Here is a 12,246-nt window from a genome sequence, read left to right on the forward strand (position 1 = left end):
ATAGTTGTAGATCAGGCGACCTTTCCTTGTGAACCTACAAGTTCTCTCCTGCGACAGATGTCGCGAGGTTGGTGCCCGGCTGGTCTCAAGTCCGATAGTGGACGCTGGAGAGATTAAAATGAATTGGATCGGACCGGTCATCGGCGGGGCGCTGTTTGTAGCTGGTTTGCTAACATCAGCGGGACCGGGGCTGGCGGCAGGGAGCGATGACGGTTTCACAAAGTTCTGGACGCAGTTCAAAGCTGCAGTCGGCAAGAGCGACCAGAAGGCCGTATCGGACATGATTAAATATCCTGTCCTCTACCAGGATCTGCGGCGAGCGGCGGAGTTTCCTGTGATCTGGAAGGGTGCTTTCAGACCTGCACATCGGGCGTGTCTTGCCAAGCAGAAGCCTGTCAAGGACACATCCCCCAAGGGGGTGGTTACTTACTCTGCTTTTTGCGACTCGATCATCTACTCTTTCGCTAAGGATGAATCCGGCTGGAAATTGACGGACTTTGGCGTAGACGATTGATCGGCCTTGTAAGAACTGATTGCCAACTGTTTCGCTGTTGTGATCGGGGCGCTGTCCGGATTTGGCCCTTCTCGGACCTCGTGCAATGTCCGTTTCTTCGCTCTGTCGGGGATAAGCGGACATCGCGGATTTATTAGTACACGCCCTAGGCTGCGGACCCATAAAACCTGAGCCAGAGCCGGATAGCACCAAGCTTTGCAAAAGCGAGGTAAGCTGAAGCGTACCTGTCGTATCGTGTTGCGATGTGCCTGAAAGGCGAACCCCACCTTAGCTGATAGAATACCGTTCAGCGCGCGCCGGTCATCGACCCTCGGAACGCCCCGCGCCTTGTTCGGCAAAAGCGGCTTGATCACATTCCACTCAAACTCAACCGCGTGACTACGGTGTCGGAAGATTGTATGCTTGTCGCATGGGACTACTGATCTTCAGCACCAACGTCACGTTAGACGGCTGTGTCGACCACCAAGAAGGAATCGCCGACAACGAGACACACGCCGTCTTCACTCGCCTCATGGACGAGAGCGGGGCGATGCTGTGGGGCCGCGTCACCTACGAGATGATGGAGAGCTACTGGCCAGCGGTCGCCCGCGGCGAAGCGGAGGTGCCGCCGCCGATGCGCGAGTGGGCGGTTAAGCTGGATGCCAAGCCGAAATACGTGGTGTCGTCAACGCGAAACGACTTCCCGTGGAACAATAGCCACCACATCGCCGGTGACCTGCGAACAGGCGTGCAGAATCTCAAGGATGCGACCCCGGCGGGCGTGCTCCTCGGTAGCGGCAAGCTCGCGGCTGAGCTGGATCGGCTGGATTTGATCGACGAGTACGAGTTCCTCGTTCACCCCAGGATCGTCGGCCACGGCCCCACTCTATACGAGAGCGGCTTTCCGAGCGCGCGACAGCTCGAATTGGTTTCGGCGAAGCCGCTGCGCAACGGCGTTGTTGCTATGCACTACCGACGCTCTTTGGCGAGAGTCGCAAGGCAAGAATAGCTCATAGCCGGATTTTCACAGCGTGGGCGAGGTTTCTCTGCGGCAACAAATTAATGAGTATGCGACCCAGGTGCGGCGGCCGGCGGAAGCGATTGCCTAGCCAACGTCAGCGGCTTCCGCGCAATTGCAATTGTCACAAATCTTTCAAGCGGTTCCGCCCTCCGGAACCGCAGTTGCGCGCGTCTGCGGTTACGCGTTCACGTTGACGGCGCGACGACCTCAGGCATAAGATCGCAGAGGTTGCATGATGCCTTCTCGTATTCCTCGTGCCGACAGGCCGGCCAGCAAGTGATTTTAAGTCCGATTGAATCGATTGACGTGAATTTTGCGAAGCGTTCTGACCGACCGTCCTGCAACCGGGCGTCATTGAACTGAAATTGAACTGAAGACATAGCGACGTAATTTCCACGACGCGAGCCGCGCCAGAATTTCATTGCTGCCGACCATCCCGGGTACGGCCTCGCGAACAAGCCCAAGCCCCTAGATCAAGACCCTAAGCCAACGCTTCGATGCAAGACCGTTGAGTCTCGTCTGATTTCTCAGACCGATCAGTCACGTCGCCGCGCCCTCGTGCGGCGGCGCCTCCATGGCAACGCAGGCAGGGATTTTTCCATGACCAACCACACGCCGGTTTTCACCTCGTCATCCGCGACGGGCAGCTTCACCGAATTTGCCAACCTCAACGATTCGACCACGCTGCACACTCTGTCCGGGACGATGAGCTTCAGGGACAGCGACAGGACCGACACCCATACGACGTCGGCGACGCTGCATTCCGCGGTGGTCTCGGGCGGAACGATCGTCCCGGCGGCCTCGCTTGCGCATTTCCAGGCCGCGATGCAATCGCAGATATTGAGCGATTCAAACGGCTCGGGCCAGCTCAAATGGAGTTTCAGCGACCAGGACCAGGATTTCGACTTCCTGGCCAAGAACCAGACGCTGGTCCTGACCTACGACGTCAAGATCCTCGACAACCACGGCGGCTTCGCGATCCAGACCGTCAAGATCACCATCACCGGTACCGACGACAAGCCGGTGATGAACATGACCACGGCGGCGACAGTTACCGAGCAGACCAACCAGACGCTGTCGCTCTCGCCCGACACGGTTCACGTCGCGCTCAACTTCACCGATGACGACCTCGCCAACACCGGGCACACCGCGACAGTGATCGGCGTCTTCGCCTCCGGTGCCACCGCGGGCCTGTTGCCGGGCCCGTTCGGCAACGCCGAGCTGATGTCGTTCTATCACGTCGACAACGTCGTCAAGAATTCGGGCTCGGCTACCGGCACCATCAACACCACCTTCTCCGCGCCCGATCTCGCCTTCGACTATCTTTCGGCGGGCCAGCATCTCGACATCACCTACACGGTGCAGCTCGACGACCATGCCGGCGGGATCTCGACGCAGACGGTCAACGTGACGGTGGTCGGCACCAACGACAGGCCATTTTTCCTATCGTGCCCGGAATCGGCCGCGCTCGTCGAGAATCAGAATGTCGACCCCGGCGGCAATCTCACCGCACATGACAGCCTGCTCTTCACCGACATCGATCTTGCCGACGCGCACACGGTATCGACGACCGTCACCGCAACCCGTTCGGGCGGCGGAGCGATCCCGCTGACCAATGCGCAGCTGCTGGCGGCATTCGGCACCGCGCTTCAGGATTCGACGGGTCATCTGATCGGCGAGGTCGACTGGAATTTCGCGTTTCCCAATTCCTCCGCCAATTTCCTCAACGGCGGCGAGACGCTCGAGCTCGTCTATCACGTCACGGTCGACGACGGTCACGGCGGCTCCACGACCCAGGACGTCACCATCACCGTCCTTGGCGTCAACCAGCCCGTGGTGATCACGAGCGGTCCGGAATCCTCCACCGTCGCCGAGCAGGACGCCACGACGGGCTCCCCGGTCCTGGACACGACGCCGACGATCCCGGCGGGCACGCTCGCCTTCACCGACCAGGACACCAGCGATACGCACACGGTAACGGTCACGCTGGACTCGACCTCAGGGCCGACACCGCCCGCCGCGACGCAGGCGGATCTCGCAGCGGCGCTGACGACGACATTGCACGATTCCACGGGCACCGGCACCGGCAGCATCGACTGGAACTTTGCGATTGCCGACAACGATCTCGACTATCTCGCGTTCAACGAGACGCTGACGGTGACGTACAACATCAAGGTCGCGGACGGCTCGACCAGTTCGACGCAGACCGTCTCCGTCGTCATCACCGGCGCCAACGACGCGCCGGTGATCACCAGCGGACCGGGATCCGCGTCGCTGTCCGAGCAGCCTGGCGTGACCGGATCGCAGTCGCCCGACACCACCAGTCCGGTGCCGACGGGAACGCTGAGCTTCAATGACGTCGATCTGTCGGACACGCATTCCGTCAGCGTCGTGCTGAATTCGGCGGTGTGGTCGGCCAATAGCTTTGCCGCCCCGGCGCAGACGCTGGTCGACCTTCAATCGGCGCTCGCGACGGTGCTGCATGATTCCACAGGCACTGGAATCGGCAGCATCGACTGGACCTTCAGCATTCCCGACGCCGATCTCGACTTCCTGAGTGTCGGCGAGACGCTGACGGTGCAATACGACGTCAATGTCTGGGACGGCTTTATCAATTCGGTCCAGACCGTCACCGTGACCATCGACGGTGCGGCTGATCCGCTGATCCTGACGCCGCTGACGATCGCGGCGTCCGATACGGCGGGCCCGGATGCCGGTACGGGAATCGCCACCGGCGCCATCTTCGACATTACCCAGCCGGTCGATCAGAGCACGCCGCGGACCATTACCGAGGTCAACGGCAGCGCCGCCAATGTCGGCACTTCGGTCGCCGGCGCGCATGGAACGCTGGTGCTCAACGCAGACGGCTCCTACGGCTATGTCGCGGATGCGTCGGTCGACGCGCTACTCGCCGGCGACAATGTCACCGACCAGTTCACCTTCACGGTCGATGACGGCCAGGGCCACCAGGCCTCGACCACGATCACCTTCGATATCGCCGGCGCCAACGACAATCCGCTAGTTACGGCAGCCAATCTCAGCGGAGCGGTCACCGAGGACGCCGGGCCGCCGGTGATCCTCAACGGCGATTTCGAGACCGGCAATTTAGCCAATTGGACGGTGAGTGGTGGCGGTCACATCCACGTCGCGCAGCTCGAGCTCGGCGGCAGCTTCGGCCATTATTCGGTCGAGCTGTTGCCGACGAGCAATCCGGAAACGCTGTCGCAGAACGTCGCGACCACGCCCGGCCAGCACTATTTCGTCAGCTTCGACGTCATCGGCGATCCCGAGAGCGTCAGTGCGCCGTTCACGGTATCGTGGGACGGCGCCACGATCCTGTCGCTCGGCAACGTGCCGGCCGGCGTCAATCATTATTCCTTCGATGTGCTCGGCGACGGCGTGCTGTCATCGACGCGGCTGCAGTTTTCCTACGAGGACAATGACACCGGCATGATCCTCGATTCCGTCAGCGTCAGCCCGGCGACGGGGCCGGCTACCGAATCCACGGCGGGCTCGCTGTCGTTCTCCGACGCCGAGACGGGGGAGACGCACAGCGCGAGCTTCGTTCCGAACGGCAGCGGCTATGTCGGCACGTTCTCGCTCGATCCGGTCAGCGAGGCAGGCGGCGCCGGTTCGCTCGCCTGGCACTTCACGGTCGACAATGCCGACATCCAGTTCCTGGCGCAGGGGCAGACGCTGACCCAGGATTATCTGGTGACGATCGCCGACAACAACGGCGGCTCGACCACGCAGGATGTCACCGTCACCATCAATGGCACCAATGATGCGCCGACGGCGGCCAGCGAGACCGTGATCACCGATGTCGGCGCCAATGCGACGGTCCAGATTCCGAGCTGGGCCCTCGCCTTGAACGACACCGATTCCGACACCATCGACCATCTTTCGCTTGGCGGTATCACGACGAGCTCCGGTGGTGGGGCTTTCGCATTCGGAGATGCCTTCTTCACCGACGACGGGACGCTTGGCGGCTCGTTCAGCTACACCACCTCCGATGGAACGACCTCGTCCAATGCGACCACGGCAACAATCATCAACAACACGGCGGGCGCGAGCGCGCTGACCGGCACGGGCGGCGACGACATCCTGATCGCGACCAACGGGACCGAGACCATGAGCGGGGGCGGCGGCAACGACGTGCTGATCGCCACGGTCGGTGGCCATGCGATGACCGGCGGCGGTGGCAACGATACCTTCGCCTTCCTCCAACCATCCGGTCCGAGCACGATCGGCGACTTCAACAACACCACTGAGCACGACCGCATCGCCGTCTCCGCGAGCAGCTTCGGTGGCGGGCTGACGGCAGGGATGGACGTGACGTTCGAGACCTCAGGTGACGATGTGTTCTCGGGCTTCTCCCAATTCCATTTCGACACCGGCAACCAGACGCTCTATTACAGCGCCGACGGGACGCAAGGCGCGGCGGTTGCCGTTGTCAGCGTCCAGAACGGCGTGCTGCTCAATCAGCACGACATATTTGTCGTGTAGCGAGCGGGCCGAGCTCCAGGTCTCAAGGTGCGGGCTCCGCAAGGAGCCCGCTTTTTTGCGTTGCGTCATCTCATTCCAAAGTCATAACGGGGACGACGTCGGATGGCTTGAACTTGGCCGGATTCGCCAGCACAATGGTCGTTGAATTCATCTCTGAATTTCCAATCCGAACAAGAACATAGGGAAGACGCCCGTGGGACATGGAATGAAGGCCGCGATTGCGCTGACAGTTGCGCTTTGCGGCACGCCGGCTGTTGCAGGCTGGGAGCCGGCAAAGCCCGTCGAGATCGTGGTGGCGGCGGGCGCGGGCGGCGCCTCCGACCAGATGGCGCGGATGATGCAGGCCGCGATCCAGAAGAACAATCTGATGAAGCAGCCGATCGTCGTCTCGCTCAAGGGCGGCGCCTCGGGTGCGGAAGCGCTGATGTACATGAAGTCCAGCGAGGGCGATCCGAACAAGGTGCTGATCGCCTATTCGCTGATCTACATGCTGCCGCTGTCGGCCAAGATCCCGTTCAACTGGCGTGAGCTGACCCCGGTTTCGGTGGTCGCGCTCGACCAGTTCGTGCTCTGGGACAACAGCGCGGGCCCCAAGACGGTGAAGGAGTTCGTCGCGGCCGCGAAGGCGGCGAGCGCGCCGTTCAAGATGGGCGGCACCGGCTCCAAGCGCGAGGACCATGTGCTGACCGTCTTCCTCGAGCAGAAGACCGGCGCAAAATTCTCCTATCTGCCCTACAAGTCCGGCGGCGAGGCTGCAACCCAGCTGGTCGGCAACCACACCGAAGCCAACGTCAACAATCCATCCGAAAACCTCGAAGTCTGGCGCGCCGGCCAGGTGCGTCCGCTCTGCGTGTTCGACAAGGAGCGGATCTCCTACACCAGCAAGGTGACGGACACGCAGTCCTGGGCCGACATCCCCACCTGCAAGGAGGAGGGCGTCGACGTGCAATATCTGATGCTGCGCGCGATGTTCCTGCCCGGCAAGGTGACCGCCGAGCAGCAGGCGTTCTATGTCGAGCTGTTCCACAAGGTGACGCAGACCGCCGAATACAAGGACTACATGGAGAAGCAGGCGCTGAAGCCGATCTTCCTCACGGGCAAGGACATGGTGCAGTTCCTCGAGGAGGATGATGCCATCAACAAGTCGCTGATGACCGAAGCCGGATTCGTCGCGAAGTAGTCGTCCCTCTCTTTTCCCTCTCCCCGCTTGCGGGGAGAGGTCGGATCGCATCGTAAGATGCGATCCGGGTGAGGGGGGACTCTCCGCGAGCTCAACTTTCACCGTCCCTGTGGAGACTCCCCCTCACCCTAACCCTCTCCCCGCAAGCGGGGGAGAGGGGATCAGCCGCGGCGTTTGTTGTTAGCTCATGTCCCAAACCGATCTTGAAATCGTCGTCGACGATCCGACCGCGCCCGAAGACGACTCGCCTTCCGTCGTCTCGTCCGGCACGATCGAGATCGTCGTCTGCCTGCTGCTGCTCGCGCTGGCCGTCACGCTCGGCTACGACAATTGGCGCACCGGCGCATCCTGGGATTCGACCGGGCCCGAACCCGGTTATTTTCCGTTCTATCTCTCGGTCATCCTCGGCGGCGGCAGCCTCTACGGCCTGATCGTGGCGCTGCTGGCGCGGCGTGCGGCGTCCGGAACCTTCGTCACGCGCGCACAGGCCCGCCGCGTCATGGCGGTGTTCGTGCCGACGCTGCTGTTCTGCCTCGTGATGCAGTTCCTCGGCCTCTATGTCGCGAGCTTCCTCCTGATCTCGGGCTTCATGCGCTTCGTCGGCAAGATCGCCCTGTGGAAGTCGCTGCTCACCGCTCTTGTGTTCACGGCGATCATGTTCGTCACATTCGATGTCGCCTTCGACGTCATCATGCCGAAAGGGCCGCTCGAAGCGGCCTTCGGCCGCTAGGCGGTCCCGCGATGGAAGCTTTCGGTCTCCTGCTTCACGGCTTTGCCGTCCTGCTGACGTGGAAGACGCTCGTCCTGATGATGGTCGGGCTGGTGCTCGGCATCTTCGTCGGCGTGCTGCCGGGCCTCGGTGGCCCCAACGGCGTCGCGATCCTGCTGCCGCTCACCTTCACGATGGATCCGACCTCGGCGATCGTGATGCTGTCCTGCATCTATTGGGGCGCGCTGTTCGGCGGCGCAATCACATCGATCCTGTTCAACATCCCCGGCGAAGCCTGGTCGGTCGCGACCACTTTCGACGGCTATCCAATGGCGCAGCAGGGCAGGGCGGCGGAGGCGCTGACCGCAGCGTTCACATCCTCCTTTATCGGCTCGTTGGTCGCGGTGCTGCTGATCACGTTCCTCGCGCCGATGATCTCGTCCTTTGCGCTGAAGTTCGGCCCGCCCGAGTTTTTCGCGGTTTATCTGCTGACATTCTGCTCGTTCGTCGGATTGGGGCGCGAGGCCAAGCACAAGACCGTCATCTCGATGTCGCTGGGGCTGCTGCTCGCCGGCATCGGCATGGATACCGTGTCGGGCAATCTCCGCATGACCTTCGGCTCGCCGGAGCTGCTCCGCGGCATCAACTTCCTGGTGGCCGTGATCGGCCTGTTCGGTATCAGCGAGATCCTGCTGACGATGGAGGAGCGGCTGGCGTTGCGCGGGCACGCCGCAAGCATTTCGCTCCGCGTCGTGCTCGGCGTCTGGAAGGACCTGCCGAAATACTGGGCGACGCTGCTGCGCTCCTCCTTCATCGGCTGCTGGCTCGGCATCACCCCGGGCGGCGCGATCGCGGCCTCCTTCATGGGCTACAACCTTGCCAAGCGTTTCGCCAAGGATCCCGAAAGTTTTGGCAAGGGCCGCATCGAGGGCGTGTTCGCGCCGGAGACGGCGGCGCATGCGTCAGGCACGTCGGCGCTGCTGCCGATGCTGGCGCTCGGCATTCCCGGCTCGGGCACCGCGGCGATCCTGCTCGGCGGCCTGATGGTGTGGGGGCTCAATCCGGGGCCGCTGCTGTTCGTCGAGCACAAGGACTTCGTCTGGGGCCTGATCGCCTCGATGTATCTCGGCAATGTCGTCGGCCTCGTGCTGGTGCTGACGACGGTGCCGATCTTCGCCTCGATCCTGCGCGTGCCGTTTGCCGCGGTGGCGCCGATGATCGTGGTGTCCTGCGCGATCGGCGCCTACGCGATCCAGAACGCGATGTTCGACATCTGGCTGATGCTCGGCTTCGGCATCGTCGGCTACGTCTTCAAGAAGATCGGCATTCCGCTGGCGCCGTTCACCCTCGCGCTCGTGCTCGGCAATCGCGCCGAGGACGCCTTTCGTCTTTCGATGATCGGCTCCGGCGGCGACCTCAAGGTGTTCTGGTCGAACGGCCTGGTCGGCTCGGTCACGACGCTCGCGATCGTCCTGCTGTTCTGGCCGGTGATCGACGGCATGCTTTCCCGCGTCGGATGGACGCAGCGGACCAGGGCGACATCGCGACAATCATAATTCGTTTGGATTCAATTACATAAAGGGATGGCATGTCGTTGTGGTCCGGGGCGCCACACGCTGCGATTGTTTCTGGATGTTGCCGGCATGGCACAGCCTTTGGGCAGGCGGTGGCGTATGTTTTGATCACAAAATTGTGCGGAGGGGGGGGGGTCTCCATGAAGCGGATCGTGATTGGAATGGCAGCGGCGATGTCGCTGTTCGCGACGGGCGCGTTGGCTGCCGATATCGCAGCAAGACCCTATGTGAAGGCGCCTATCGTCGATCCGGTGTGGAGCTGGACCGGCTGGTACGTCGGCGCCAATGGCGGCTACAGCTGGGGCCGTTCGCGCACCGACGTATCCTATTTTAACACGCCGACTGGCACACCGATCGCGCCTCCGGCCGGCTCCATCACCAGTGGGGCGTTCGACATGAACGGCGGTATCGCGGGCGGCCAAGCCGGCTACAATTGGCAAAATGCCAACTGGGTCTATGGCATCGAGGGCGACCTCCAGTGGTCGGGCGAGAAGGGCAGCGCCGGCTTCAGCTGCGTCGGTACTGCCGTCGCGCCGGTCGCCGGACCCTGTCTTCCCGGCCTGACGTTCTTGCCGCCCGGCGGTCTGGCTGGCACGACCTTGACGGTCGACCAGAAGCTCCAGTGGTTCGGCACGGTCCGGGGCCGCGTTGGCATCCTGGCGACTCCGAAGGTGCTGTTCTACGGCACCGGCGGTCTGGCCTTCGGCGAAATCAAGACCACAGGCACGATGACGAGCTTCAGCGGCATTGCGCCCTTTGGCGCTCCGATTACATCGGTCGGCTCCAACTCAACCACGCGCGTCGGCTGGACCGCCGGCGTTGGCGTCGAGGGCAAGATCACCCGGAACTGGAGCGCCAAGCTCGAATATCTCTACATGGATCTCGGGCGCTTCTCGTCCGGTCCGTTCACGCTGTCGCCCGCCTTGCCGATCAGCGCCAATGTCTCGTCGCACTTCACCGACCACATCCTGCGCGCCGGCATCAACTACCAGTTCGACAGCCCGGTCGTCGCCAGGTACTAAGATCAACAGAGGCGTCCAACAAGAAGCAAAGCCCGGCTCGCGCCGGGCTTTGTCGTTTGGCGACGTCAGGCGAGGGCTCACACCACCTTGGCGTCCCTGAGCTTGCTGATCTCGTCCGCGCTGAGGCCGAATTCCATCAGGACCTCGTCGGTCTGCTCGCCGAATTCCGGCGGCCGCGCCACCATCCTGCTCGGCGTGCGCGACAGCGTCACGGGCTGGCCGACTAGGCGGATGTGGCGGTCCTCGTCGTTCGGCACGTCCTGGGCGATGCCGAGATGCTTGACCTGGGCGTCCTCGAACATCTGGTCGATCGCGTAGATCGGCCCGCAGGGCACGCCGGCCTCGTTGAGCTCGCTGACCCAGGTCTCGGTCGACTTCGTCACGGTGCGCTTCTCGATCTCGGCGTTGAGCGCGTTGCGATTCTTGGAGCGGGCAGGGGCCGTCGCATAGTCGGGATGGGCATAGAGTTCCGGTGCGCCGACCGCCTGGGCGCAGCGCTCCCAGATCCGCCCGCCCGTGGTGGCGATGTTGATGTAGCCGTCCGAGGTCTTGAACACGCCGGTCGGAATGCTGGTCGGGTGGTTGTTGCCGGCCTGCTTGGCGACCTCCTTCTCCATCAGCCAGCGCGCGGCCTGGAAGTCGAGCATGAAGATCTGGGCCTGGAGCAGCGAGGTCTGCACCCACTGGCCCTTGCCCGAGACCTCGCGCTCGAGCAGCGCGGTGAGGATGCCCATGGCGCAGAACAGCCCGGCCGTCAGGTCGGCGACGGGGATGCCGACCCGCATCGGGCCTTCGCCCGGCGCCCCGGTGATGGACATCAGCCCGCCCATGCCTTGCGCGATCTGATCGAAGCCGGGCCGCTTGTGATAGGGGCCGTCCTGGCCGAAGCCGGAGATGCTGCCATAGACGATGCGCGGGTTGATTGCGGCAAGGCTCTCATAGTCGATGCCGAGCTTCTTCTTCACGTCGGGCCGGAAATTCTCGACCACGACGTCGGCCTTGGCGGCGAGGCGCTTGAACAATGCGAGCCCGCGCTCGTCCTTCAGGTTCAGCGTCATGGCCCGCTTGTTGCGGTGCAAATTCTGGAAGTCGGAACCCCGGCGAGGTCCGCCCGGCTGCTCGCCGCCAGCATCCTCGGTCAGCGCGTCGATCTTGACGACGTTGGCGCCCCAGTCCGCCAGCTGCCGCACGCAGGTGGGCCCGGAGCGGACGCGGGTCAGATCGAGCACGGTGAAGCGCGACAGGGCTTCCGAGGCATGCGGAAAGGGCATCTTGAGAGGCTCCGGGACAGATTGCGGGCCTACCATAGTGCCGAACGACCACACGACAAGCCGGCCCGGCGCCGATGCCGCCTACCGAAATGCCATGCCTGATGCGGTGCCCGAGCGATCAGCGCGACAGGCGCTTCAACTCCGTGCGTGCCTGCTCGGCCAGGGGATCATCGCCGTGGCGCGCAATGAAGAGCTCGAGCGCCTCCCGCGTTCCCCTGCGGCGGGCGGCTTCGTATTCCTCTGCCACCGCAACGGCGGGATCGCGGGCCATCGGCATGGAGGGCGCACGCGCCGCCTTGCCTTTGTCGTCCGCATTGGCCTTCTCCACCATGACAGGCAGTCCTCCGAAGGGTTGATGACTCAGTCCGGCAAGCGCCATCAAGGCGCCAAACAGACCGGCCATAAGTGAACGTCGTTTCATGAAACCCTGCAAATTATGGTGCCGCAGGAACCGAGGCTGTTGTTGCGCC

Annotated in this window: 9 protein-coding genes and 1 pseudogene; 7 read left to right on the forward strand and 3 right to left on the reverse strand. The window is 63.0% G+C overall.

Annotation, left to right across the window (positions count from 1 at the left end; all coding sequences use genetic code 11):
* Positions 1–118 precede the first annotated feature (118 nt).
* Positions 119–514, forward strand: a complete 396-nt coding sequence (locus tag CV770_RS03655; protein WP_104461351.1) for a hypothetical protein — start codon at positions 119–121, stop codon at positions 512–514.
* A 249-nt stretch (positions 515–763) separates the two neighbouring features.
* Here the strand turns inward: CV770_RS03655 and CV770_RS03660 are convergent.
* A pseudogene (locus CV770_RS03660) lies at positions 764–909 on the reverse strand (transposase); the annotation flags it as partial.
* Positions 910–923: 14 nt separating this feature from the next.
* Here CV770_RS03660 and CV770_RS03665 point away from each other — a divergent pair.
* The 6 genes from CV770_RS03665 (at position 924) to CV770_RS03690 (ending at position 10,505) form a co-directional block, all read left to right on the forward strand.
* Entirely contained in the window at positions 924–1,502 is a 579-nt protein-coding gene (locus CV770_RS03665) for a dihydrofolate reductase family protein (RefSeq protein ID WP_104461352.1), read from the forward strand.
* Between the two features lie 612 nt (positions 1,503–2,114).
* Positions 2,115–6,020 carry a beta strand repeat-containing protein gene (locus CV770_RS03670; RefSeq protein WP_201759685.1) on the forward strand — a complete coding sequence of 1,302 codons (3,906 nt, stop codon included), beginning with the start codon at positions 2,115–2,117 and terminating at the stop codon, positions 6,018–6,020.
* A gap of 205 nt (positions 6,021–6,225) precedes the next feature.
* Positions 6,226–7,200 carry a Bug family tripartite tricarboxylate transporter substrate binding protein gene (locus tag CV770_RS03675; protein ID WP_165637466.1) on the forward strand — a complete coding sequence of 325 codons (975 nt, stop codon included), beginning with the start codon at positions 6,226–6,228 and terminating at the stop codon, positions 7,198–7,200.
* A 187-nt stretch (positions 7,201–7,387) separates the two neighbouring features.
* Positions 7,388–7,930 carry a tripartite tricarboxylate transporter TctB family protein gene (locus CV770_RS03680; protein ID WP_104461354.1) on the forward strand — a complete coding sequence of 181 codons (543 nt, stop codon included), beginning with the start codon at positions 7,388–7,390 and terminating at the stop codon, positions 7,928–7,930.
* An 11-nt stretch (positions 7,931–7,941) separates the two neighbouring features.
* Positions 7,942–9,465 carry a tripartite tricarboxylate transporter permease gene (locus CV770_RS03685; protein WP_104461355.1) on the forward strand — a complete coding sequence of 508 codons (1,524 nt, stop codon included), beginning with the start codon at positions 7,942–7,944 and terminating at the stop codon, positions 9,463–9,465.
* Between the two features lie 158 nt (positions 9,466–9,623).
* Positions 9,624–10,505 carry an outer membrane protein gene (locus CV770_RS03690; protein WP_104461356.1) on the forward strand — a complete coding sequence of 294 codons (882 nt, stop codon included), beginning with the start codon at positions 9,624–9,626 and terminating at the stop codon, positions 10,503–10,505.
* Between the two features lie 77 nt (positions 10,506–10,582).
* Here CV770_RS03690 and CV770_RS03695 read toward each other — a convergent pair whose 3' ends face one another.
* Both CV770_RS03695 and CV770_RS03700 read right to left on the reverse strand, forming a co-directional pair.
* On the reverse strand, positions 10,583–11,776 hold the full coding sequence (locus tag CV770_RS03695; protein ID WP_201759686.1) for a CaiB/BaiF CoA transferase family protein: 1,194 nt from the start codon (positions 11,774–11,776) through the stop codon (positions 10,583–10,585).
* A gap of 118 nt (positions 11,777–11,894) precedes the next feature.
* Complete coding sequence (locus CV770_RS03700) at positions 11,895–12,197, reverse strand: hypothetical protein (RefSeq protein ID WP_104461357.1); 303 nt, start codon at positions 12,195–12,197, stop codon at positions 11,895–11,897.
* Positions 12,198–12,246: the final 49 nt, after the last annotated feature.

Source organism: Bradyrhizobium sp. AC87j1, assembly GCF_002936975.1.
Lineage (GTDB): Bacteria > Pseudomonadota > Alphaproteobacteria > Rhizobiales > Xanthobacteraceae > Bradyrhizobium > Bradyrhizobium shewense.